The following is a 23,328-nucleotide window of genomic DNA, read 5'->3' on the forward strand; positions in this document are numbered from 1 at the left end:
TTGAGTTCTGATGGGCCATGTGCGATCGCAACCCTGCTGTTTTCTATGGACCTCGCCTTACCTCCTGGCTGGTCTGGCTGGTGCAGCGATTGGCGGAACCCCTAGGGCGGCGTCTCTACTGGGTCGATCTGGTCTTGAGTCAGGCGGATCATCAGGTGTTGGCAGCCCTAGCGCAGGAACGGGTGATTTTATTACCGAATCATCCCACCTTCCAAGATCCCATCGTCATGTTTCTGCTCTCGGCCCGCGTTAACCAAGCGTTCCATTACCTGGCTGCCCTGGAGACCTTTACCAACCCCCATGCCATGGTTTTCATGGCGGCAGATAACAGTTTCTGGCGGATCCTGCTGCGGTTGATGGATGAGCACACCTGGTGTTTTCGCAATTTTCTGCAACGGCTAGGGCTGTACTCGGTGCGGCGGGGCTTGGCAGACCGGGCCAGCATTGCCCAAACCTTGGCCCTATTGCAACAGTCCCAGACCCATCTGGTGATTTTTCCGGAGGGGGGCTGCTCGTTTCAAAACGATACGGTGATGCCCTTTCGGGCCGGGGGCATTCAGCTGGCATTTCAGGCCCTGAACCGCTGTGCCAAGCAAGACCGACCCCTACCCGATCTATATGTGCTGCCGGTGGCCATCAAGTATGTCTATACCGAGGATATGCAGCCGGTGATCGAGGCCACGCTGCAGCGATTGGAGCAGGCTTTGGCCCTAGACGATGTGATGGTCTCCACTCCCGATGCCTATACCCGCCTGCGTCGAATCGCCGAAGCGGTCTTGGGGCGCCTAGAGCAGGAATATGACCAACACCGCCCGGAGGCTACCACCCTCTCCCTAGACGACCGCATTACTCACCTGAAGCAAGCCGTGCTGGATGCCTGTGAAGCCCAACTGGGTCTCAGTGCTGCCCCCGAAACCCCGGTGCGAGAGCGGGTATACCGAATTCAGCATGCCCTGCGCAACGGGTCTGACAGTGAGCCCTCAGAGCTTTTCTTTTCCCCTGAGAGCGTCGAGAAAGCGACGGCGCGGCTGCTCAACTTCGACGCCATCTGCGACGGCTACGTGGCCGCCAACCCTACGCCCGAGCGCTTTCTGGATACCCTGATTCGCCTAGAACGGGAAGTCTTCGAGATCGACCAACCCCCGCCCAAGGGCCATCGCCAAGCCATCCTCCGCCTGGGCACTCCGATCAACTTGAAAGACGCCTTCGCAGACTACTGCCAGGATCGCACCGCCACGGTGGAGCGGCTGACTAACCAAGCCCAGGCGGCCGTGCAGGCCATGCTGGATGGAGTGAATGGTGGCAAGGCGGGGAAGAGGGAAGGGTGAAGAGGGAAGAGGGAAGAGGGAAGAGGGAAGGGGCCCGTGCGGAGCAGGGTGAAGAGCTTGCCCGGCACGCTGGTCAGTCAAGTTACAGGCGTTTTGCCAGCGACATAATACACGCAGCGGATGCTGTGTACTCAGCGGCTCTGTGGTAGCAGTACGGTGACCGCCCTGACTGGCCGTGTTTTGGACGAAGTGATTTATAAATTCCCTACGACACTCTATGCTTGCAGCGTTACCTTGGGGCTTAGGAGAGATGCGATCGCAATCTGGGCAGGTTAGCACCAATGCACATCTCCCAAAAAGCGAAGCGATCCGCTTGCATAAAGATAATCTTCACCAGATTCGTCAACGATCCACAGACACCCAAATACATCTGCCTTTTCGTCTGGTAGCCCCCGATAAACCTTCCACGTTTCAATCTATCCATCTGCTGCGCCGGAGGCACAGATAGCAAATTGAAACGAAGGATCATCAACTCTAATCCGATCGAGTCGGAAAGGGCAGCTTTACTTTGCTCGGACATACAGGGCTTTGTGAGTCCCTCCAGCGACATCCCTCTCTTCAGTCACAAATAAATCCTGCTTTGCTTTTACTAGCTGAGAAAGCTTCTTGTAGCCATATAAACGCGAATCGAAGTCAGGTTGAAGTTTATTTAAATAACTTCCGAAAGTCCCAAGTTCAGCCCATCCTTCATCATCACTAGATTGCTCTAACGCTGTCAAAAGAAACTGTGTCGGGAAGGTTTCTTTCTTGTCTTCAGTTTTGTCTTTCTCACTGGACTTCTTATATTTCTTTGATGATTTGGATTCATCAGCATTGCCATCTAATTCACTTTCTTCAAGTGCAGGACGTAATACCTCAGTAAAAATAAATTTATGGCAGGCATTTCTAAAAGCTTCGGGCGTTTTTTGCTCTCCAAAACCGAGGACAGTCAATCCTTCCTCTCGAATTCTTACTGCTAGACCAGTAAAGTCGCTATCACTAGTCATCAAACAAAAACCGTCAAACTTACGCGTGTATAATAAGTCCATAGCATCGATAATCAAAGTGCTATCTGTTGCATTTTTCCCTATCGTATAAGCAAATTGCTGTACAGGTTTAATAGAATATTTGTGAAGTACCTTTTTCCACGAGGCGCTAGTGGGAGCGGTAAAGTCACCATAGATACGCTTTACTGTGGCCTCACCAAAACGTGCAATCTCAGCTAAGAGGCCTTCAATGACCGCCGCTTGCGCATTATCAGCATCAATCAGGACAGCAAGACGAAGGGTTGGCTTCTCTGACTCAATTTTTGCTACTAGCCTTGGAGAAGTCATGTCTGCCTCTCTGGTACGTGTCTTAACTGAGAGTGCCCATATGAATAGGATACGTTACGCCTTTGACCTTATCCACGATCGCAAATTCAGCTCTGCTTTCACTTCATCTTGTTGGCAGGTGGCGAGAAACTCGTAGAGTTGGTCTTTGGAGACAACGGGAAAGGTGGGGGTGCGATCGCATCTAAGCGACCCGCTGAGCGATCAGGGTTTCTACCACACCCATCAGCCGTTCAATGTGTCGCCCTTGAGCCTGGGTAGTTTCGTGCTGCTGTCGTGACAGCTCAAGTTGGGAATTGAGCGATGTTTGCAGCGTCTCGAAGTTCCGTTCGATGCGATCGAATCCTCGTTCCATGCCATTTTCTAACCAAGTGATGGATTCGCTCAGACTGGCGACCTGTTCAGAGTTAGCTTCGATGGCCTGTGCAGTACGGTCTAAAGTCTGGGTGATAATCTCTACTCGAATCAGGAAACGGAGCGCCTCGTTGACGGCCTCTGCATCGGGAAACATCTCTGCAACGTCCGGATCAAGACGCACAGTCGTACTTCCAAAGTTTTTGCGCTCTGGCCCCATCCGTCTGACTCGCAACTGCTTCAAGTCATATTCTTCTCGCAAGTCGTCTTCCATGACTACCTTAATCCTTTTTCGTAAGCACCTCGTTCAAAGCGTGTGACTTCTCTGGCACTGATGAGGCGCATGGTGCCTCCTCGCCGGTCGAGTTCTTGCTTCTGGGCTTCAGTCAGGTCGGGATAGGCTTGCTGGGCGGCGGTGCTGTCCCAAATGGCTTGGACAAGGCGCATCCACTCTTCAACGCTGAGAGCAGTAATTTCGTTGAGTGTGGTGGTAATGTCCATACTGAAAAGTCTGGCAGGAGAACTAATGAGCCGACTTCCCCAACGATAGCAGAAGGATTTTCAATGACTTAGCGTGAGGGAAGATCGCCATGGCAGTTTGGTCATAGCGGTGATGGAGCGATCGCAAGGACTTTACTGAATCGTTTCACTGCCTGCATCCAAATCCTGTTTCATGCGCTCGATAGTCATTTTCACGGACGGAATGTAGCGATCGCAGATATCAAACACCACTTCTACATCGACATCACCATAGTGATGGCTGAGAATATCGCGAGTGCCTTTAGCGCCTTTCCAGTCCACGTCTGGGTAAGCCGCTAAAAACTTCTTGCCGCCATACTTTTCGAGGTTTTTGATACTTTCGCCCATCCAAATCAGCATCATAGCGATGCCGTCGAGTCTATCGAGTCCTTCATCGGTTTGAGTGAAATCCTTGGCAGATTGGATGCCTGTAAAGCGTCGCTCAATGCGATTGATGGCCTCTTCAATTTGGCGCAGCACTTCTCGCAACAGCGCAATATCAGACATAAATCGCCTCTTGGTCAATGCGCTGTTTTAGGAAGGCGTTCATATGAGGACGATATCGGACTAAATCAACGGAGACTTGTAGCGATTCCTGAAGGTGCTCCTTGAGATGCACCATCGAAAATAGGTCGGGCGGCATTTCGACCACAACATCAACATCGCTGGTTGCGATCGCTTCATCCCTAGCAACAGAGCCGAAGATGCCTAAACGGGTCACTCCGTAGGTTTCTACTAGCATCGGCTTGAGTTGACGCAGTGTTGACAATAGATCACTGCATTTGAATGTGTCTGTCGCCATCCCGCTATCTCCTAAAGGTAAGGAATCCGCCAATTTCTATATCAAGGATAACTGGTGGATATGCTCACGATCGCTGGGTCAGGTGTGGTGCCGTGAGGGGGCGATCGTCCTTCTCAAGCGAGTGTTTCACCTCAAATTCATACATACCGCTCTTGCAGCAGAGGTTTATTTTGGGAAAGCCACTGTTTGATTTCCGCGAGCGTTTTCATCTTTCCCATGAGGCGCGTTCCTGGTCAACGTAAGCTTGGGCCTCGATGCCATGCCAGATATCTTTGCCGAGTCCCTCTAACCCCAAAATGCTGCGCTTAGGTGTTTCTGTCATGCGACGACGCACGATCGCGGCTAGCGCTTCCAACAATTGCCACTGCTCGTCGGGCGTCAACTCTTCAACTTGGCAACAAATATCCCGATAAGTCGTCATCGTCTTTGCACACTATCTGTTTCACTAATCATGGCATATGGCTGGTGAGAAATGCGATCGCCCTTACGACAGGCTAGAGCTAACACGCCTTCCCCGCTTCACCCCGATGACCTGAATTCATCTCGCCACTTCGTAAATGCTTTGCTAACAGGTGACTTACGTGAGCAGATTTTTATCTCAGATTTTCATCTATAGATTCAGGGCAATCGCACTTATTTTGTATCAATCGTACTTGACAGAATAGTTTGTCAACCCAGGTGTCTAGGGCTAGACAGGTCACCTGGTATCCGCGAGACTGCAAGCCTCTCTACTGTTCTACTCTCGACCCCGGCCTTCTCATGTCCAAAGGATTTGCTCCCTCAGTGGCTTCTGCCCCATCAGCGACCGCCCAAAAGCTGCGACAGAGCTTTATTGAGCGGTTTGAGGCTCTCGAAGATCCTCGGGTGAAACGGCAGCCCGAGCACTTGCTCGTCGATATTGTGGCCATCGCGATTCTGGCGGTGCTCTCAGGAGCCAATGACATGGTGGCCGTTGCAACCTATGGCAAAGCCAAGCAATCGTGGCTGGAGACGTTTTTGGCGTTGCCGAATGGCATTCCCTCGCATGATACCTTCTCCAGGGTCTTAGCCCTAGTAGACCATGAGCGAAACCATCACCATTGCCGGAATTGAAATTCCCAAAGCCGATTGGGATGCAACCCCTGCCAGTGTGCAAGCCGTGGTGATGGTGTTGAGTGAGCGTCTTGCGCACATTGAAGAGCAACTCAAGCAAAATTCGAGAAATTCATCCCGTCCCCCCTCCAGCGATACCTTGAGTCAGCGCCAAGCGAAACCAGAAGAGCCATCATCGAGCAAGCGCCGCGAGTCTAAGCGCTCACAAGGAGCCCAAGGAAAGAAGGGGCATCAAGGATTTGGCTTTTATCCGGTCGAGGCGGCTCATCTGCATCATCATATTCCTGAGAGATGTCGCCATTGTGGTGAAGGACTGAGTGGGGTGGATGAGCAGCCTCATCGGCATCAGGTAGTGGATGTGCCGCCCTTGAGCTTGCAGGTGGAGGAGCATCAACTGCACCAATTAACCTGCGAGTGCTGTGGCAAAACGACCCGAGGCCAATTCCCCCCAGAGGTCCCCACCACAGGCTACGGAGACCGATTGGTGAGCCTAGTCGGACTGTTGAGTAGTGGGGAGTATCGCCAAAGTCACAGCATGGCTCAGTCGTTGCTGTCGGTTGTGTTTGGCCTGGAGCTATCGCGTAGCAGTATTCATCGCATGCGCACTCAAGTGAGCGCAGCGGTGTCAGCCCCTGTTGCAGCGGCTCATGAGTATGTGCAGTCGCAGGCATCGGTGCATAGCGATGAGACGGGATTTCCGCAACGCAACCGCGATGGGGCCAATCCGCAGGGACGCAAAGGCTGGCTATGGGTGTTGTGTGCACCCTGGGTGATGGTGTTTTGGGTGTCGTTGCAACGCTCCCAACAGGCAGCAAAAGACCTCATAGGTGAGGGATTTACCGGGATTGTTCACTCAGATCGATACAGTGCGTATAATCGGTTGCCCATCCATCAACGGCAGGTGTGTTGGGCGCATCTGAAGCGGGATTTAACCCAAATTGCCGAACGCAGTGGGGTATCCCAAGCGATTGGCACCGCCTTGTTAGCCCGTCAACGACGCTTATTTCGCTGGTGGCATCGGGTGCGGGATGGCACGATGATCCGTGAGCAATTAGGTGAAGCGGTGGCGCACTTGCGGGCCGGGTTCAAGGCGGAGTTGGAATCGGCCTGTGCCTTACCGATTGGGGCGAACGAAACGAGTGCCTTAGCCAAAAGTGTCAGCACCTTGCGTGAGATACTCAAGGTGGAGGATGCCCTCTGGACATTTGTGGATACCCCGGGAGTTGAGCCGACCAATAACACCGCCGAGCGGGCCTTGCGGTCTGGGGTGATTTGGCGGCGCACCACTCAAGGGTCTCAATCAACAGCGGGCAGTGAGTTTGTGGGTCGGATTTTGACGGTAACCACCTCCCTCAAGGCTCAGGAGCGCAATGCTTGGGATTACTTGACTCAGGCGCTGCGAGCCCAGCGATTAGGTTTGCCTGCGCCATCCCTGTTACCCCTTCCTAAACCGCAAGACTTGCCTATGCCGTTAGCGTTGCCCCAAGCCTAAAACCTGATGACTGCCTGAGACGCTGAAACAGTTATCTTATAACAGAGGGTCGTAGAAACTCAGCCTCCTCAAAGAGGTCTATAGCGGACACCGGCGGAGGACAGTAGTCCTCTATACTAAACTGAAAGGCGAACATCCGTTCACCTTAGCAATATTGTTTGACGATATTTTCAAGTGTCCATGGCTGACATTCAAACCTGTCCCATCTGTGGGGTCAAGATCATGGTGGGCATTGTCGGAGGAGATCGCGTCTTATTTTCAGCCGGTCCCCCTGGAACCCGCTCTAAGCTATATGCCAGGGTTTGTCGCTATGTAGATAAACCCAGTTGCATTAACCGCCAAGCTGCCTCCCAAACACCGCAACCAGACGACTTCTACAGGCATGACCAACCCCCTTCACAGGAAACACCTTCACAAGAAACAGAATTGTAGCCGACCTGATAACCTCAGCAACCTCAGGAAATTTTCGGCGAAGTTGTCGCTAGTCTTCATGGCTGTAGTCAGAAAGTGGGCCATAATGGCACAGACAACTGGCCTTAGAGTGTTCCAGCTAAATACTCATCCAAGGGCTGGCTGAACCGGCCAGATAGGCTGAGTTCAATCGCCTAGATCAGGATATTTTTTTGAGATGGAATACTCTTAGACATTACTAGCGATTACATCGATGAAACTGACTCGACTTTCTCTGTGTTTTCCCATCGCTGCTCTCACAGTGGGAATCAGCACGTTTGGGGCCCATGCCCAAACGGCCCTTTACAACCCTGTTGAGATGCCAGCCAGCCGTGAAATTACCGATACTCTTACAGAAAACGATATTCCCACGGGCTTTGGCGGATTTGCCCGCGATTACACCGTGTACCTAGAAGATGGTGACCAGGTAGCCATTGATGTCATTTCTGAGGAGTTTGATACCCTCGTTACCTTGATGGATGCCAATGGCAACACCGTTGGTGAAAATGATGACGGTCCCGATGGCACCACTAACTCTCTGCTGTTTGCTCGGATTACAGAGACAGGAACTTACACGGTACGGGTACGGGCCTATGCCGGACAGGGTACCGGCGAATTTTACCTGAAAGTGGCCAGACTGCGAGAAATTTAAGTAGGTAGCACGGGGTATCTCGGACACTCAGACATGGGGGACGAGATACCTCGCTGCACTGAGAGCGGCGTAAAAATTTATCTTGCTATGGGCTCACTCAGTTTGCTACCTTAATTAAGCATCAAATTAAACTTAACCCAGGTCCAGACCTGGAATCAGTACGAGCCGGGATAGCTCAGTCGGTAGAGCAGAGGACTGAAAATCCTCGTGTCGGCGGTTCAAGTCCGCCTCCTGGCATCGTTTCAGCCATTGAGAATCGATAAGTGAGGCTAATGCTTACCGCTAGAGGTCATGGATACCTATACCTTGGCAGGTAGGGCTATGATTTTGATCCTGCGCTTACATCGCTATCGTCTATGATGTCGTGGAAGGACTATCCTGCCTAAATCAGAGGTACAAACCATTTCAGGATCAAAGCTGGTAGAGTTACCGGTATACCAGCACCAATACACGATACTGCCTGAATTAGGGTCAAGGGTTGAGTGTCGAACAGGGGGTTGATAGCAGGAACCTGACTAAACAGAATTTGCAAGAGTAAGACGACTCCTACGCCAATGGCAGGCATACAAGCCACTTCTTGACCCATGTCTTGAGTAGCTCGTCGCAGTCGAGCCCACAGCGAGGGAATAAATTGACTAATACTCAGCAGGTAGAAGGTTTCAGCAGCAACCAGGCTATGGACGGCCATGGTACGGGCTAGGGTGAGATTGCTGGTGGCTTGCCAGACCCACTCAAACATGCCAAAGACTGCTACCAGGTTAAACACCGAAATAATTAGAACCCGCCAGAGCAACCTGCCAGACAGCAATGGTTCATTGGCGGGACGAGGAGGACGCTGCATAGTGCCGGGTACTTTGGGCTCGAAGGCTAGGGTGGCGCTGAGGGCAACGGAACTGACCATATTCACCCAAAGAATTTGTACCGGTAAAATCGGTAGGGCTGCTGCCACCAAGACACCCACCAAGATCGTTAAGGCTTCTCCACCGTTAACTGGCAGAATAAATCCGATAGTTTTGAGCAGATTGCCATAGACGGTGCGCCCCTCTTCTACCGCGGCTTCAATGGAGGCAAAGTCGTCATCTGTGAGGATCATGTCGGCGGCTTCTTTGGCCACTTCTGTGCCGTTGATGCCCATGGCTACGCCGATGTCTGCTTGCTTGAGGGCTGGGGCGTCGTTGACTCCATCGCCGGTCATGGCGACAATTTCTCCTTTAGATTGCAGGGATTTCACCAGCCGGAGCTTTTGCTCTGGCGCCACCCGGGCAAATACGGCGCTAGTTTCCAGGGCGTTGGCTAATTCAGCATCGGCCATGGCTGCCAGTGCTTGGCCGGTGAAGGTGGGAGCATTCAGGATTTGGTTCAACCCCATCTGGCGGGCGATAGCGGCGGCAGTGAGGGCGTGGTCGCCAGTAATCATTTTCACTTGAATGCCAGCAGACTGGCAGGTCTTCACGGCGGCGATAGCATCGGCCCGGGGTGGGTCGATCATACCCTGGAGGCCCAAGAAGGTGAGGGTATGGTGTAAATGGTCATGGTCAATATGCTGCTGTTGAGACGATACTTGCTTGCGAGCCAAGGCCAGTACTCGTAAGCCCTGGTTAGCGAAGGTATGGACTGTTTGCTCAATGGCGACTCGATCTAGCTCGATGGGGTTACCCTGGTTATCTAGCTGGTGCTGACACCGCTGCAAGACGGCTTCTACGGCCCCTTTCACATAAATGCGATGGCAATCGGGTTGTGCGGTTACCCGGTGCAGGGTGGCCATGTACTGGAACTGGGATTCAAAAGGAATCGTATCTAATCTGGGAAAGGTCGCTTCCAGGAGAGGTAGGGTTAATCCAGCTTTGTGGGCCGAGACAATTAGCGCCCCTTCGGTGGGGTCGCCGACAACCGATACTTGACTGTCGTCTGTCTGCAGGTGAGAGTCGTTGCACAACAGGCCACATTGCAGGCACTCCTGCAGGGGGGGTACCCCATCTAAGCACACTGGCTGGTTGTCTTTGAGGATGGCTCCCTTGGCTCCATAACCTATCCCGCTAACCTGGTAGGTTTCGCCCCCGGCATAGATCGCCTGAACGGTCATTTGATTTTCGGTGAGGGTGCCGGTTTTATCGGAACAAATCACGGTGGTGCTGCCCAGGGTTTCCACGGCAGGGAGTTTCCGGATAATGGCATGGCGCTGAGCCATGCGCCCTACCCCAATGGCCAGAGCGACGGTGATGACGGCGGGTAAGCCTTCTGGAATGGCGCTTACCGCTAGGGCCACTGCTGCTTTAAATCCTGCAGTCCAGCTGCCTTGCTGACCCATGACGATGGTAAACATGCCGGCTGCCAGGGCCAGAATGACGTAGAGTAGGGTCTTGCTGAAACGATCGACTTTGCGAGTCAGGGGGGTGACCAGCCCGGTGCTATGGGCCATCATCTGGGAGATTTGCCCGGTCTGGGTCTGGTTGCCAATGGCCACTACAATGCCTCGGGCCTGCCCGCAGGTAACCAGACTGCCGGCATAGGCCATATTATGGCGATCGGCTAAGCCGGTATCAGGGGGCAGGGGGTCGGTAGATTTCTGGACGGGCACTGATTCGCCAGTGAGGGCGGCTTCACTGACTTGCAGGTTCCGCACCTGAAACAGGCGCAGGTCGGCAGGCACTTTGTCGCCAGAGGTTAGCAGGACCAAATCGCCTGGGACCAGATCTCGGGAGTTGAGTCGTTGTTTCTGCCCCTCTCGAATGACGGTGGTTGCAGTGGTGACGGCTTGGGCTAGAGTTGCGATCGCATCCTCTGCCTTTGACTCCTGAACAAAGCCGATAGTGGCATTGATCAGAGTAACCGCAAAAATCACCCCAGCATCTACCCAGTCTTGCAGAACTAAAGCCACCCCTGCGGCCCCCAGCAAGATATAAATCAGAGGCTGGTGAAACCCCCTCAGAAAGCGAACAAGGGAGCTTTTCCCACCGTGCCCCTTTAGCTCATTGACCCCATATTGCTCCTGCCGCAGGGCCACTTCTGAGGCTAGTAGCCCAGTATTCAAATCTGTCCTGAGATAGTGGACAACATCAATTGCCGAGACTTGATGCCATGGCGGTTCAGATGACGTGGTCGAAGACGAAACAGGCTGACGCATGGGCATTTCCATATCGTTTGCTGGAGAACAGAGCTTTACACGCAATTGTAGGTATTGATTGCCTTGCCCCTTGCAGGTCATCCTGAATCGTGGCAGTAGACCGTGAAGGTATTCTAGAGAAGTATCTAGTCCAGCGTGGCCTTCAGGATTTCCATGGCTCGTCTCAATAATCGTGCGTTTAATATTCTTGCAGCTGAGGTCCAGCGCCTGTGTGCGTCTAAACCCCTAGAAAAGGTACGGCAAGATATCGTACTGCGTCGGCTAGAAAAATTTTGCCAGGCGGAAGGGCCACCGGTCACCCTCGATGAGCTCCGAAACACCATCGACGATATTTTCCCTGACTTCAGTGAACAGGTGCTGCGCCAGGCCATTAAGGCTAATACTAGAGCGAGTCAGGTTGCCTCAGTGCGACAGAAGCTAGGATGCCTCACCCAGGCAACCATGGGGACTGCCCTATTGGCAGCAGGAATCTGGGTCTTGAACTTACCCTACCCGATGGTGCGCTGGCCAGTGGCTCGAGTTGCTCCGATCGTTCTCTTGCCTAGCTACATCCGTATGGATCACGACTACCGTCAGGCGGTTTCTTTGGTAGAGCAGGCGGATCAATTGGTGAATCAAGCTACCAGCTTCGATGATATTGACCTGGGTGCCGAGAAGGTTACCCAGGCCCAACAGCACTTAGATGGGTTGCCAGTCTGGTTTTTGGGCTATTATCCCAAGGCTTACTGCGGCTGGTTTGGTTGCAGCTGGCGCTTTACCTTCGATGAATTTCAGGAAGCCAGGGCTGCCATTGGCCGCATGGAGGCGAAAGTTTTCCAAGAGCAAAATGCTCAGGCCCTGCTAGAGGCAGGCACTGAAGAGGTCGATGCCGCCAAACAGGCCTATGAGTCAGCTCCGACAGCAGCAGCTAAAGCCCAGGCCTTGGCCGCATGGCAAGCAGGTATGGATAAGCTGAATGAAATTCCAGCTGGGACCTACGCAGGCCGCAGTGCCGCCACCAAGCTAGAGGCCTATCGTCGTGACTATGAAAGGGTTTCTGGCATGGTGACCGGCAGCAGCCGGACCTCATCTGTGATTGGTGCGGCTAAAGCATTTGCCCAGAGGGCCGCCGCTGCGTCTCAGAATCCTCCCCATCCCGTTGAGACCTGGCGTCGTGCCGCGACTCTATGGCAGGAGTCGATTAGACGCTTAGAAGATATCCAACCAGAGGATGATAGCTATCTTGAGGCCCAGGATTTACTGGCAACCTATACCAGTAATCTAGAGGAGATTAAGGTCAGGCTGGCGACAGAAGAGGCCTCTGTGCGAGCCTTTGAGTCTGCTCAGCGCAAGACAGAACAGCTGCTGGCCCTCAATAAGAGCCAACTAACGGCCAATCAAATGGCCAGTCGACTGCAGGGGATTGTCAATGATCTACACAGGGTACAGTCAGGCACAACCGTCTACTCGGAAGCCCAGGAAATGCTGGCGTCTGCCGAGGATAAATTGACTCAGCTAAATCCTTGACATCCCATCCATAAAGCTTTTGCCGGAGGAGTCATCGCTCAACGACTGAGATCTTTTCCTTAAGCACTTTACTGCTCGAGAAGTCACAGGCTCCTTGACACAGCTCAGGGCAATGGCTTCAGCCCCTGCTCATAAAAATGTTGCCTTTGCAAAATTTCATAAATCCTGACTAAAGTCAGCTCCTGATTGCTCTAACGGATGATTTCCAGGCAGGAAGACTGTGTAAAAATGTAAGCGGTTTTGCCAACTCGGAGAAAATGGAGTAGGCACATACATGGAATCGATTGACGCCCTATACGACTACGCTTGGTTGGTACCTGTTCTACCTCTGTTAGGTGCCATGGTCGTTGGCACGGGTTTAATTTCCTATAGCCAGGCCACAACACGGCTGCGACAAGCTTCTGCTATTGCTATCGTCTCTCTGACGGGGGCGGCAATGGTGCTGTCCTTTGTGCTGTTTTGGAGTCAGCTCCAGGGGCATGAGCCTTTTAACCGGATGGTGGAATGGGCTTCAGCGGGAGATTTTCGTCTGACCATGGGATACACCATTGACCACCTAGCGGCCTTAATGCTGGTGGTGGTGACTACGGTGGCCTTTCTGGTGATGGTCTATACCCATGGCTACATGGCCCACGACCCAGGCTATGTCCGCTTTTACGCCTATCTCAGTCTGTTCACCTCATCCATGCTGGGATTGGTGGTCAGCCCAAACCTGCTCCAGGTTTACGTATTCTGGGAGTTGGTGGGGATGTGCTCCTATCTATTGATTGGGTTTTGGTATGACCGCAAGGCAGCCGCCGATGCTTGTCAGAAGGCATTTGTGACCAACCGAGTAGGAGACTTTGGTTTGCTACTGGGTATGCTGGCGCTGTTCTGGGCGACAGGCAGCTTTGAGTTTGACATCATGGGCGAGCGTCTGACGGATTTGGTCCAGTCGGGTGGTCTGAGTGCGACCATGGCAGCTGTCTTTGCGATTTTGGTGTTTCTTGGCCCCATGGCTAAGTCGGCCCAGTTTCCTCTGCATGTGTGGCTGCCAGATGCCATGGAGGGTCCGACGCCGATTTCGGCCCTAATTCACGCGGCCACGATGGTGGCAGCCGGGGTCTTCCTAGTCGCCCGTATGTTCCCGGTGTTTGAACAACTACCGACGGCTATGACTGCGGTGGCCTGGGTAGGGGCGGTCACTGCCTTCATGGGCGCTAGTATTGCCATTACTCAGAATGACATCAAGAAGGGGCTAGCTTACTCCACCATGTCCCAGTTGGGGTATATGGTCATGGCTATGGGGGTAGGAGCTTATGGTGCCGGTCTCTTTCACTTAACCACCCATGCCTATTTCAAGGCGATGCTGTTCCTCTGTTCTGGATCGGTCATCCACGGTATGGAGGGAGTCGTGGGCCATGATCCAGCTCTGGCTCAGGATATGCGGTTAATGGGAGGACTGCGCCGGTTTATGCCGGTGACAGCTTTCACCTTCTTGGTGGGGACGTTGGCCATCTGCGGAATTCCACCGTTTGCTGGATTTTGGTCTAAGGATGAAATCCTCGGCTCTACCTTTGCGGTGAGCCCAGCACTGTGGGCTGTGGGCTGGATTACCGCTGGCATTACGGCGTTCTATATGTTCCGCATGTATTTTATGACCTTTGAAGGGAGCTTTCGCGGCAACCAGTCTGAGATTCGCCAGCAGTTGAAGCGGGAAGAGTTGCAGCGGCTGGGGTTATCGCTGGGACCGGGGGCGATGAATCCCCAGGAGTTGACCCTAGATAGTGAAACAGCAGCCCATGACGAGCATGAGCACCACAGCCATGAGCCCCATGAGTCACCTGTTTCAATGACGTTGCCATTACTGATCTTGGCAGTGCCATCGGCGCTGCTGGGGTTGATGGGCATGCCCTTCGCCAATTATTTTGAAGCCTTTATTCATGCTCCTGGAGAAGCCATGAATTTATTGGAGCATGCTGAGGCATTTGATTGGCAGGAGTTTCTGGTGATGGCTGGTAGCTCTGTGGCCATTGCCCTGGGGGGCATTGTCCTGGCTCTGCTGATGTACCGCCTCAAGGTATTAGATGCCGGTGCGATCGCACGTCAAATTGAGCCTCTATATCAGTTCTCCCTCAACAAGTGGTACATCGACGACATCTACGAGGTGGTCTTCGTTCAAGGCAGTCGCAAGCTAGCCAAACAAGTTCTGGAGATTGACATCCGTATTGTCGACGGCATCGTCAACCTAGCTGGCTTTGTCACCCTGATCTCTGGCGAAGGGTTGAAATACCTAGAGAATGGTCGAGCCCAGTTCTACGCGCTGATCGTGTTTGGAGCCGTCCTGAGTCTGGTGCTAATTTCAGGGATTACCTGATTCTCGGCCCCGTCCTAGTAGGGTTCTCCATAAAAAGACGATAAAGCCCTGGCCCCATGTTGTCCTTGCCGCTATTCCTAACGGAAGCTCTGCTATAGGATAGGTCGGGGCTTACTCATACACTGCTGCTGAATCACATCGCAATTACCCACAACTGCTATTGCTATGGAGCTTGCCAACTTTCCCTGGCTAACAACCATTATCTTGTTGCCCATCGTCGCTTCTGGGGCCATTCCCTTCTTGCCGGATAAAGACGGGCGCACAGTACGGTGGTATGCCCTGACCGTAGGGCTGATTGATTTCGTCCTGATTGTGGTGGCCTTCTATCAGGGATATGACACCAGTGCGTCCGGTCTGCAACTGGTCGAAAGTTATACCTGGGTACCTCAACTCGACCTCAACTGGTCGCTAGGGGTCGATGGCCTCTCCATGCCATTGGTCCTGCTGACAGGCTTTATCACCACCCTGGCAATTCTGGCAGCTTGGCCTGTCACTTTGAAGCCACGCCTATTCTACTTTCTGATGCTAGCCATGTACTCCGGCCAGATCGGAGTATTCGCGGTGCAGGACATGCTGCTGTTCTTCCTGATGTGGGAACTGGAGCTCATTCCGGTATACCTGCTGCTGGCCATCTGGGGAGGGAAAAAGCGCCTCTATGCCGCCACCAAATTCATTCTCTACACCGCTGGAGGCTCCCTATTTATTCTGGTCGCAGCCCTAGCCATGGCCTTCTACGGGGACACCATTACCTTCGACATGTCAGCCTTGGCAGAGAAGGCCTATTCCCTCAGGTTTCAATTTCTCATGTACGGGGTCTTCATCATCGCCTACGCCGTCAAGTTGCCGATTATTCCCCTCCATACTTGGTTACCGGATGCCCATGGCGAGGCAACAGCCCCAGTACACATGCTGTTGGCTGGGATCCTGCTCAAGATGGGGGGCTATGCCCTGATTCGCATGAACGTGGGAATGTTGCCCGATGCTCACGGCTACTTTGCTCCAGTTTTAGTGATCTTCGGCATCATCAACATCATCTATGCCGCCCTCACCTCCTTTGCCCAACGCAACCTAAAGCGCAAGATCGCTTATTCCTCTATCTCCCACATGGGCTTTGTCTTAGTGGGGGTGGCCTCCTTTACGGACTTGGGCCTCAGTGGAGCGATCTTGCAAATGGTCTCCCACGGATTAATCGGCGCCAGCCTCTTTTTCTTGGTGGGGGCGACCTATGATCGGACTCACACCCTGATCCTGAATGAGATGGGTGGCGTCGGTAAGCGGATGCCGAAGATCTTCGCCATGTTCACCGCCTGCTCCCTGGCATCCCTGGCCCTACCTGGGATGAGCGGATTCGTGGCGGAGTTGATGGTGTTCGTTGGTTTCGCCACTAGCGACGCCTACAGCCTTGGGTTCCGGCTATTAGCCGTTATCTTGATGGCAGTCGGGGTAATTCTCACTCCCATTTACCTGCTCTCGATGCTACGGGAAATCTTCTATGGCCCGGAAAATAAAGAGTTAGTGGAGCACGAAGTCCTAGTTGACGCCGAGCCTCGGGAAGTCTTCATCATCGCCAGCCTGTTGGTGCCTATCGTTGGCTTCGGCCTTTATCCCAAGCTACTGACCGAAATGTACGATGCCACCACCCTGAAAATTACGACCCGGTTGCGGGATGCGGCCCTGGTGACGGCTGAGACCAATGCAGACGGATCTCCCATGGCAGCCCTGCCGGTGCTGCAAGCTCCCAAATTATAGTGAGTCATTGGCCAGTCAACTTACACCCGACTGGCTGATTATCCCAAAGGACAGTATACCGGTAGCCCACAAGTTAGAAGCTCTGTTCAAGTTACGCCCTATCTCCCTAGGGAGGTAGGGCTTTGGTCTAGAAGTCCTGTTAACGGTGAAGTTGTGCAGCGGCAGACAACCTCGAACTCTCACCGATAAACTCTGTTCCGTCCGCTGCCACGCAGTGTTAGACTACTAATGAATGGTTCCAGTTTTTGTAAAGTTCTTCTGCATAGAACATAATCTCTTCATTGGGTAAATGAATTTTTGCCTTCTGCCTTGGATATAAACTTTCAAGACAATCAGCATCTTGTTGAACCACAATCGAAGCTGCATTTAACAGAGAATCCTGCATGATTGACTTCAATTCAGAGTTGCTGAATTTTGCATAGAGCAGAATAAAAGTTTTAGTCATATTTTCCGTCTCTGGATAGAGAATATGACCTTGATACGTTTTAACATCGGGGGAATTTAAGCAAAAGAACTGGGTCGATGGAAAAACATATTCAAGAAAGTTGTTCATCACTTCCGGAATTGCTCCCAACATCGGATTGGCTTCAATTTCTTCGGATGTATAGTCATCTTTCTCAGCTACTTGGGAAACTTTAGCGTAAACACCATCTTTTTCAAGGAACGTAGATCGGGTAGATTTGACTTTGAAAAATTCTCTATGGGTACCGTTTTGGTGATCGTGATCATAATTGATCATCAGACTGCTCAAGAAATCACTTTGAATGCTTCTCTGAGCAGTTACTCCCAAAAATTCATATTCAGATGCAACTTTCCTATGCAAGTCAGGAATGGGCAACCGAGGCTCAAACCCGCCATAAGTCCAGATGAAATCACCATCAATAATTAACTCTAACGGTTCAGCCAGCGGTACACGACTCCACTCATCGTTTCGCAATAAACGTCCTGAGCCATCGAATTCCACAGCATGAAATGGACAGATGATCGTATTCCACTCCTCACAAATCCAGCCATTAGACAATGGAGCTTGCATATGTGGACAAACGTTATTAAGAGCGGAAACCTCTCCAGAGGCACTCTGCCAAAGGACATAATCTTGACCATTCAGCGTGATTTTACAAGGGCTGTTGGTCTCCAGCATCGACTTATGTGCGATGAGCCAAGGTGCACCAGGAAGAATAGGTTGCATAGCGTATTGAATCCCCAACTAAACATCTGTTTAGTGAATTAAACACCTGTTTAATTAATCTGTCAAGTGCCTCTGAGGGAAAACCAAGAGTTAGGCTGGATAGAGTAGTCTGTTCGCTGGATCAATATAGGTCATGCCCAAACTGTCTAACTCTGCTGCCAAGAGGGAAAAGCAAAGCCGTAACCCGCAAATTACAAAGGCTAATATTCTGTCGGCTGCGATTGAAGAATTTGCACAGTATGGTCTGTCTGGCGCACGGACAGAGGCGATCGCCACTCGTAGCGGTGTTACAAAAGCGATGCTCTGTTACTACTTTAAAAATAAGGAAACCCTTTATCGGTCTGTCTTGCAGCAGCTTGTTGATGATATTAACAACGCCTTTCAACCCATTGATTGGGAAAGACTGTCCGCAGATCAGGCGCTAGAGGCAGTTATCCGAAACTATATTGGATTTGAGGTCAGCAATCGCTGGCACGGAATGCTATGGTTCCAGGAAGCTATTCAGAATCAAGGTCGCTACGGTGCAGAGACAGGATGGCAAGCGGGTTTTCAAACGATTGTAGAAATCCTGGAACGAGGAATCGCTGAGGAAAAATTCCGCCAGGTTGATCCGTTTCTAACAACAATTAATATCTTGGGTGTCTGCTCGTTTTATTTCGATGCCCATGAAAACTTAAAATACCTTGACCCTAATAAAGACCTCCTAAGCTTTGACATGGTTAAGCAGCAAACAGAAACGACTGTCAATTTCATTCTTGCAGGTATAGCTGCTTAAACACATATCTGCTCATGCAGTCGGGTAAAGGAGAAAGTTTTAGATATTGCTTCCTCCCTGTAAGCTTTGTTTGCCCACCAATTTTTTCAGTAGTGGGCATTGTAGTTTGAGTGTGGGTTAGCCAAGATTTCGGACAAGATAATGCTCACCCTATGAGCTCTTATTTTCCGGAATACTGGGCAAAAACCTCTTCGCCGGTAAGATCCTTCGTTTTTTCTGAAAACGAGTAAAATGAGGGCTTTTGGTCAATAAATATCTGCTCAGTGAATCTCCACTGGTCACCGCCGTCAAAGAGCCCAACAGGGATTGCATAATGCCTTTCTTGCTTTAAGCGGTAAAACAGATGAGTGCCACATTTCTGGCAGAAGCCGCGCTCGGCCCACTCTGAAGAACTGAAGGTGGATATATGCTCGGCGCCCTCAAAATTCACGTCACTTTCACACTCGACGGCAAAAAGCGGACCGCCACCCCAGTTTCGACACATCGTGCAGTGACAAGCGCTAATGCTATCATTCTTCGGTTTAGCTGTGACACGGACTGCACCGCAGAGACAAGTACCATGATGCTCTGTTATAGATTCCACAATCTTCCTCCTACAGATACATAACACTACCCATACCCACCGCAAATAGCTTTTGAAGCATAACCGATAAACTCTCAACGGTCGGCGCGCATGGGCGTTGTTAGCTTGCGTCTTTTACTTGTGAATAGTGATAGCTTAGCACTGGCTAAAGCCTGTAGGTGGCGGGTTTCGCGCCTCAATCCAACCGACACGAGCGGATGCGTCGCACTAGCTGTACGTTTTCCCCGCGAACTCAATAAGGCAAAACCCATGGCCGAATGGATCCGAGAACGTTATGCATTTTGAACCTCTCCATTCAATGCATTCACTTTCCTGGCCTGCGCCTGCTTCGAGCGCTCGTTTTGCCGCCTCCGCGATGTTGTCTACAACGAAATCAATATGAACTGGTGTCCAATGTCTGGAATACCTGCGTGTCTCCGATGCGATACCTGCCGAATTTGAGTCCGGAGGGTTTTGTAGAAGATAGATTACCGAAGACGTGCCTATTAGTTCTGCCACGTCGTCGTCCAACGTGCGGTTGTGCTCCAAACCCAAAGCGGAGCAGTAGAATGCTATCGCTGGCGCAAGTTCCGGGACGTCAATGTTCACCACTATTCTCATTGCTCAGCTTCCATTTTTATGACGCCCAACGCCGGAGCTGAGGGGCGTTTTTGGAGCGTAGCGCGAAGCGCGTAGCGGAACAAACATCCCTCTCCAACGATTTGTGTATGCCCGGCATGGGCATGAATCAATGGGGTGAAAGTCCCCTGTAGGAGAACCAACATCCAAATGCTCGAAAGTTATCGGAGCCGAGTGATGCTAACTACTAGCTTAAGGCAAGGGCGTTCCCGCGAGGGAGGGTCTGGAGGAAGCCAGCAGCAAAGCTGCGAGCCGACGGACAGAAACATCATAGAAGGCCGAGCGAGAGTAGTAGGTAGGGTGGGCAAAACTAGGATAGATAATCCTTGCTAGCGTCTGTAAGCTTTGTTTGCCCACCAATTTTTTCAGCGGTGGGCATTGTAGTTTGAGTGTAGGTTAGCCAAGATTTCGGACAAGATAATGCCCACCCTACTCCCTTGCTCATATGTTTTCCCTCAAGCGATTCAATGGAGATCTTGCGGCATAACGGTAAAAGCCAGCGGCGGCAAGCGGGCTTTGCAAACAAACCAGCGATTATTTTCCGTCCACTGCGCTGAGGTGTTATGTGGCTGCTCACTGTTAGCGAGAAAACAGCTCCAGGAAATCCTTAGCATTAAGTATTGGAATATCGCGATATGATTTCAGAATAAGTAAATCATCATCTCCAGTCACAATAAAATTAGCTTCACCACTCGATGCAAGATTCAGGAATTTATCATCTTTAGGATCTCTACAAATCTTTAAGTCTTCTAGAACTTCGACAAGTTCAGCTCTAACCAAAAGTGATTCTAAAAATTCCTCACGTTCATCATTGGTTAGATATTTGTCAAACTTTCGGCGATTGATGACTTCAATTAATTCTGTAATGGTCTCCGAAGAAATCAATATGTTTCCATGGGCCAAAGCAAAATAGAGTGCTCTGCCTGGAATTGAATCCTTGAACAGAAGAGCACTAACCACAGTGTTGGTATCGAAAACAAAACGCAATTTATGACTCGGCTAAAATAGCACTAAGGATTTCTGGAGTTAAGCCTCGCTCTTGAGCCTTACGACTAATTTCCTCCATCACTTCTTCAAGAGGTCTAACTTTTTTGACTACCTCTTTTAGTTTTAAATTTATCAGCAAATCGATCTTTCTGCGATCTACTTCAGATGATGCTTCATAAGCATCTGCTGTCTCAGCGTCTACACGAACTGCAATTGTACGTGTTTCCATATACTTGACCTCCCTTTAGCTTTCTTTAAATTAAATTAAAAAGGCGGAAAACTCTCCTGAAGTTTTTTTATCTTTCCTCAGAATGCTCTAAAATTAAGTATTCATCGATTGATTCAGACTCAGCTATGGCTTGCATCTGAGATTCAAAATCTGTAGGGGTAGTATTTGATGCTTCTAGCAATTTATGTTGCTCAACATAACCTTCTAAAACGTTATTACGGGCTACGAGCTTTTGAAAAGACGGAAGCACCTTTGCTTGCTGACGATCTATTTCCTTCTCTACTACTTTTCCTGCATATCTGCTAGCCACATTAAAGAGTGAAGATGTGACCTTTGCAGCTCCTTTTCCAACTTCAACATAGCCATCTTCTGCATACCAAGGGCGTGTCCTACCTCTTAGTTCGTCAATCCAGCCATAGCCCTTTTCCTCACCATAACTAAAATCAAGCCATTCAGCTAAAGTCGAGACAGGTAACCCGGATATCTCACCAGAGAAGAGGAATCGGGGTCAAAAACCAGCGAGAATGTAATAACCACAAGACATTCAGCGGCTTGTAAAGATGACCCCGACCCAAACAGAGTGTAACTTGCCGAGCTACGAATTTGGCCGTCTGAGCCAGCGCAAAATAATAGCCGACTTCAGCGGCGGCGACCTGAGCAGCGATGGCGGGCTGCTGCTGATTCGAGAAGTGGACAACTTGTATCGAATCAGCGAGCGTCTTGCGTCCTGTTTTACGGATCATCGAGATGCCAGCCGGGTGCAGCATGAGTTGAAGACGCTCATCGGCCAACGGCTCTATGGGCTGGTGCAAGGATACGAAGACCTCAATGACCATGATGACTTGCGCCATGAGCGGCTATTCGGGGTGGTCCTAGAGCAGCTAGAAAGCCAGCATCCGCGCTGTGCGCCGTTGGCGGGCAAGAGCACCCTCAATCGCTTGGAGCAAGCGATGCATGTGCCCGGCGACCTATTCGATTCGCGCTACGTGAAGATGAGCTTGGACCCAGCTGCAATGGAAGCGCTCTTAGTGGAGCTGTTCATCGAGCAGATGGAGAAGGAACCGAAATCCATCATCCTGGACATGGATGTCACCGATGACCCCACCCATGGAACTCAAGAAGGGTCAGCGTTCAATGGCTACTACCGCCATGAGTGTTACACGCCCTTGCTCATTTTCTGTGGCCGTCATTTGTTGAGCGCGAAACTGCGAGAGGCGAATGTGGACCCCGCTGGAGGTGCCTTGGAAGAACTTCAACGCATCATCGCTCAAATTCGAGGTCATTGGCCCCAGGTGAAGATTCTCGTGCGCGGCGACAGTGCCTACTGTCGAGATGACATCATGCTCTGGTGTGAGGAGCAGCCCCAGGTGGACTTTGTCTTTGCCCACAGCAGCAATGACCGCTTGCGCTCTTTGACTTGGGGGCTCTAACAGCGGGCCAAAGCGGCCTATGAGGCCCAACGCCAAGAAGTCGCTGCTTCCCTAGACCCCCTGTTAGAGCAGACACCAGGTGAATTGGCCGCCGAACTCAACCGCTTGGTTCCCCCCCAGCTCTGGCATCAGTCCTTGAGCTATTGCACTGCCAAGTCCTGGAGTCGTCAGCGTCGCGTCATTTGCAAGCTCACCTACGATGGCAACGGACCGCGTCGCCATTTTGTCGTTACCTCTTTGAGCCCCCAGCAGGCCCATCCCGCTCACCTCCACCGCTATTATTACTGCCCCCGAGGCGAGATGGAAAATCGCATCAAGGAGCATCAGCTCGACCTCTTTAGCGACCGCACCTCCACCCATGAATTTGAAAGCAATCAGCTCAGGCTCTGGTTTTCATCCTTTGCCTATGTCTTGATGCAGGCTTTACGTCTCAAGGCGCTGGCCAATACTGAACTGGCTGATGCTCAGGGCGGCACTATTCGACGCAAGCTGCTGAAGTTCGGTGCTCAGGTTCGGGTCTCCGTGCGCCGTATCCTCGTGGCGTTCGGCTCCGCTGCGCCCATACAAGCCATTTTTGAAGCTGCTTATCGACAGTTGCAGCGACTCCCTCGACCCGGATAGCCTTGGCAATTCGGAAAAAATTAGGTCTTCTCAATCCAGCTTTTCTAGGCTCTTGTCAAGGGTGAAATTCAACACCCTCGGCTTGCCATGACTGGAGGCTAGTAAAAGAGGAAAACTTTAACCACAACAGCCTTGCTCATGGCTCACGAAACCCAAAATATT

Annotated in this window: 20 protein-coding genes, 1 tRNA gene and 3 pseudogenes; 11 read left to right on the forward strand and 13 right to left on the reverse strand. The window is 51.5% G+C overall.

What is annotated here, in order from left to right:
* Window positions 1-17: 17 nt before the first annotated feature.
* Window positions 18-1,328 carry a lysophospholipid acyltransferase family protein gene (locus tag XM38_RS21525; protein ID WP_088431016.1) on the forward strand — a complete coding sequence of 437 codons (1,311 nt, stop codon included), beginning with the start codon at window positions 18-20 and terminating at the stop codon, window positions 1,326-1,328.
* A gap of 503 nt (window positions 1,329-1,831) precedes the next feature.
* On the opposite strand, the gene XM38_RS21530 is transcribed toward XM38_RS21525, so the two are convergent.
* The 6 genes and pseudogenes from XM38_RS21530 to XM38_RS21555 all read right to left on the reverse strand — a co-directional run bounded on the left by XM38_RS21530 (window position 1,832) and on the right by XM38_RS21555 (window position 4,734).
* Entirely contained in the window at window positions 1,832-2,641 is an 810-nt protein-coding gene (locus tag XM38_RS21530) for an NYN domain-containing protein (RefSeq protein ID WP_080813763.1), read from the reverse strand.
* A 415-nt stretch (window positions 2,642-3,056) separates the two neighbouring features.
* A pseudogene (locus XM38_RS29210) lies at window positions 3,057-3,266 on the reverse strand (hypothetical protein); the annotation flags it as partial.
* A gap of 2 nt (window positions 3,267-3,268) precedes the next feature.
* Window positions 3,269-3,493 (reverse strand): addiction module protein, encoded by a 225-nt coding sequence (locus tag XM38_RS21540; protein WP_080813762.1) that lies wholly within the window; start codon window positions 3,491-3,493, stop codon window positions 3,269-3,271.
* 132 nt (window positions 3,494-3,625) lie between these two features.
* The gene (locus XM38_RS21545; RefSeq protein WP_080813760.1) at window positions 3,626-4,018 is read right to left on the reverse strand and encodes a HepT-like ribonuclease domain-containing protein; all 393 of its coding nucleotides are present in this window, start codon (window positions 4,016-4,018) and stop codon (window positions 3,626-3,628) included.
* A complete protein-coding gene (locus XM38_RS21550) occupies window positions 4,011-4,313 on the reverse strand; it encodes a nucleotidyltransferase family protein (protein WP_080813758.1) in 303 nt (100 codons plus the stop codon). Before XM38_RS21550 ends, XM38_RS21545 begins: the two co-directional genes overlap by 8 nt.
* 205 nt (window positions 4,314-4,518) lie before the next feature.
* Window positions 4,519-4,734, reverse strand: a complete 216-nt coding sequence (locus XM38_RS21555; protein WP_080813757.1) for a hypothetical protein — start codon at window positions 4,732-4,734, stop codon at window positions 4,519-4,521.
* A 338-nt stretch (window positions 4,735-5,072) separates the two neighbouring features.
* Between XM38_RS21555 and XM38_RS21560 the strand changes: the two are divergent.
* From XM38_RS21560 to XM38_RS21580, 5 genes and pseudogenes are all read left to right on the forward strand, one after another.
* Window positions 5,073-5,378: pseudogene (locus tag XM38_RS21560) on the forward strand (transposase family protein); the annotation flags it as partial.
* Complete coding sequence (gene tnpC / locus XM38_RS21565) at window positions 5,374-6,897, forward strand: IS66 family transposase (protein WP_088431020.1); 1,524 nt, start codon at window positions 5,374-5,376, stop codon at window positions 6,895-6,897. The pseudogene XM38_RS21560 and the gene tnpC, both read left to right, overlap by 5 nt.
* A 180-nt stretch (window positions 6,898-7,077) precedes the next feature.
* Window positions 7,078-7,329 (forward strand): NblD family protein, encoded by a 252-nt coding sequence (locus XM38_RS21570; protein ID WP_080813753.1) that lies wholly within the window; start codon window positions 7,078-7,080, stop codon window positions 7,327-7,329.
* 232 nt (window positions 7,330-7,561) lie between these two features.
* Window positions 7,562-7,999: a PPC domain-containing protein gene (locus XM38_RS21575; RefSeq protein WP_080813751.1), complete on the forward strand. Its 438-nt coding sequence runs from the start codon at window positions 7,562-7,564 to the stop codon at window positions 7,997-7,999.
* A 164-nt stretch (window positions 8,000-8,163) separates the two neighbouring features.
* Window positions 8,164-8,236 (forward strand) — tRNA-Phe (locus XM38_RS21580).
* Window positions 8,237-8,381: 145 nt separating this feature from the next.
* Here XM38_RS21580 and XM38_RS21585 read toward each other — a convergent pair.
* Entirely contained in the window at window positions 8,382-11,129 is a 2,748-nt protein-coding gene (locus XM38_RS21585) for a cation-translocating P-type ATPase (protein ID WP_391540820.1), read from the reverse strand.
* A gap of 147 nt (window positions 11,130-11,276) precedes the next feature.
* Here XM38_RS21585 and XM38_RS21590 point away from each other — a divergent pair, with 147 nt between their 5' ends.
* From XM38_RS21590 to XM38_RS21600, 3 genes are all read left to right on the forward strand, one after another.
* A complete protein-coding gene (locus XM38_RS21590) occupies window positions 11,277-12,629 on the forward strand; it encodes a hypothetical protein (RefSeq protein ID WP_080813749.1) in 1,353 nt (450 codons plus the stop codon).
* A 274-nt stretch (window positions 12,630-12,903) separates the two neighbouring features.
* Entirely contained in the window at window positions 12,904-14,985 is a 2,082-nt protein-coding gene (locus XM38_RS21595) for an NAD(P)H-quinone oxidoreductase subunit 5 (protein WP_391540790.1), read from the forward strand.
* Window positions 14,986-15,150: 165 nt separating this feature from the next.
* Entirely contained in the window at window positions 15,151-16,734 is a 1,584-nt protein-coding gene (locus XM38_RS21600) for an NAD(P)H-quinone oxidoreductase subunit 4 (protein WP_088431022.1), read from the forward strand.
* A gap of 217 nt (window positions 16,735-16,951) precedes the next feature.
* Here XM38_RS21600 and XM38_RS21605 read toward each other — a convergent pair whose 3' ends face one another.
* Entirely contained in the window at window positions 16,952-17,923 is a 972-nt protein-coding gene (locus XM38_RS21605; RefSeq protein WP_080813745.1) for a Rieske 2Fe-2S domain-containing protein, read from the reverse strand.
* Window positions 17,924-18,056: 133 nt separating this feature from the next.
* Between XM38_RS21605 and XM38_RS21610 the strand changes: the two genes are divergently transcribed.
* On the forward strand, window positions 18,057-18,698 hold the full coding sequence (locus tag XM38_RS21610; RefSeq protein WP_080813743.1) for a TetR/AcrR family transcriptional regulator: 642 nt from the start codon (window positions 18,057-18,059) through the stop codon (window positions 18,696-18,698).
* A gap of 160 nt (window positions 18,699-18,858) precedes the next feature.
* On the opposite strand, the gene XM38_RS21615 is transcribed toward XM38_RS21610, so the two are convergent.
* The 5 genes from XM38_RS21615 to XM38_RS21635 form a co-directional block, all read right to left on the reverse strand.
* Entirely contained in the window at window positions 18,859-19,308 is a 450-nt protein-coding gene (locus XM38_RS21615) for a GFA family protein (RefSeq protein WP_306441554.1), read from the reverse strand.
* Window positions 19,309-19,488: 180 nt separating this feature from the next.
* Entirely contained in the window at window positions 19,489-19,881 is a 393-nt protein-coding gene (locus tag XM38_RS29215; RefSeq protein ID WP_080813738.1) for a VOC family protein, read from the reverse strand.
* Window positions 19,882-20,478: 597 nt separating this feature from the next.
* Window positions 20,479-20,886, reverse strand: a complete 408-nt coding sequence (locus tag XM38_RS21625; protein WP_080813736.1) for a putative toxin-antitoxin system toxin component, PIN family — start codon at window positions 20,884-20,886, stop codon at window positions 20,479-20,481.
* A gap of 1 nt (window position 20,887) precedes the next feature.
* Window positions 20,888-21,115 carry a hypothetical protein gene (locus XM38_RS21630; RefSeq protein WP_080813734.1) on the reverse strand — a complete coding sequence of 76 codons (228 nt, stop codon included), beginning with the start codon at window positions 21,113-21,115 and terminating at the stop codon, window positions 20,888-20,890.
* A 67-nt stretch (window positions 21,116-21,182) separates the two neighbouring features.
* A complete protein-coding gene (locus XM38_RS21635) occupies window positions 21,183-21,425 on the reverse strand; it encodes a hypothetical protein (protein ID WP_137455200.1) in 243 nt (80 codons plus the stop codon).
* Between the two features lie 250 nt (window positions 21,426-21,675).
* On the opposite strand from XM38_RS21635, the pseudogene XM38_RS21640 reads away from it, so the two are divergent.
* Window positions 21,676-23,166, forward strand: a pseudogene (locus tag XM38_RS21640) (IS1380 family transposase).
* Window positions 23,167-23,328 lie beyond the last annotated feature (162 nt).

The organism is Halomicronema hongdechloris C2206, assembly GCF_002075285.3.
In the GTDB taxonomy this organism is placed as follows: Bacteria; Cyanobacteriota; Cyanobacteriia; order Phormidesmidales; family Phormidesmidaceae; genus Halomicronema_B; species Halomicronema_B hongdechloris.

What these genes read in the sequence shown, in the direction of transcription:
- XM38_RS21525 (WP_088431016.1), top strand. Translation starts at nt 18, where the DNA reads ATGTGCGATCGCAACCCTGCTGTTTTCTATGGACCTCGCCTTACCTCC.
- XM38_RS21530 (WP_080813763.1), bottom strand. Translation starts at nt 2,641, where the DNA reads ATGACTTCTCCAAGGCTAGTAGCAAAAATTGAGTCAGAGAAGCCAACC.
- XM38_RS21540 (WP_080813762.1), bottom strand. Translation starts at nt 3,493, where the DNA reads ATGGACATTACCACCACACTCAACGAAATTACTGCTCTCAGCGTTGAA.
- XM38_RS21545 (WP_080813760.1), bottom strand. Translation starts at nt 4,018, where the DNA reads ATGTCTGATATTGCGCTGTTGCGAGAAGTGCTGCGCCAAATTGAAGAG.
- XM38_RS21550 (WP_080813758.1), bottom strand. Translation starts at nt 4,313, where the DNA reads ATGGCGACAGACACATTCAAATGCAGTGATCTATTGTCAACACTGCGT.
- XM38_RS21555 (WP_080813757.1), bottom strand. Translation starts at nt 4,734, where the DNA reads ATGACGACTTATCGGGATATTTGTTGCCAAGTTGAAGAGTTGACGCCC.
- tnpC (WP_088431020.1), top strand. Translation starts at nt 5,374, where the DNA reads ATGAGCGAAACCATCACCATTGCCGGAATTGAAATTCCCAAAGCCGAT.
- XM38_RS21570 (WP_080813753.1), top strand. Translation starts at nt 7,078, where the DNA reads ATGGCTGACATTCAAACCTGTCCCATCTGTGGGGTCAAGATCATGGTG.
- XM38_RS21575 (WP_080813751.1), top strand. Translation starts at nt 7,562, where the DNA reads ATGAAACTGACTCGACTTTCTCTGTGTTTTCCCATCGCTGCTCTCACA.
- XM38_RS21585 (WP_391540820.1), bottom strand. Translation starts at nt 11,129, where the DNA reads ATGCCCATGCGTCAGCCTGTTTCGTCTTCGACCACGTCATCTGAACCG.
- XM38_RS21590 (WP_080813749.1), top strand. Translation starts at nt 11,277, where the DNA reads ATGGCTCGTCTCAATAATCGTGCGTTTAATATTCTTGCAGCTGAGGTC.
- XM38_RS21595 (WP_391540790.1), top strand. Translation starts at nt 12,904, where the DNA reads ATGGAATCGATTGACGCCCTATACGACTACGCTTGGTTGGTACCTGTT.
- XM38_RS21600 (WP_088431022.1), top strand. Translation starts at nt 15,151, where the DNA reads ATGGAGCTTGCCAACTTTCCCTGGCTAACAACCATTATCTTGTTGCCC.
- XM38_RS21605 (WP_080813745.1), bottom strand. Translation starts at nt 17,923, where the DNA reads ATGCAACCTATTCTTCCTGGTGCACCTTGGCTCATCGCACATAAGTCG.
- XM38_RS21610 (WP_080813743.1), top strand. Translation starts at nt 18,057, where the DNA reads ATGCCCAAACTGTCTAACTCTGCTGCCAAGAGGGAAAAGCAAAGCCGT.
- XM38_RS29215 (WP_080813738.1), bottom strand. Translation starts at nt 19,881, where the DNA reads ATGAGAATAGTGGTGAACATTGACGTCCCGGAACTTGCGCCAGCGATA.
- XM38_RS21630 (WP_080813734.1), bottom strand. Translation starts at nt 21,115, where the DNA reads ATGGAAACACGTACAATTGCAGTTCGTGTAGACGCTGAGACAGCAGAT.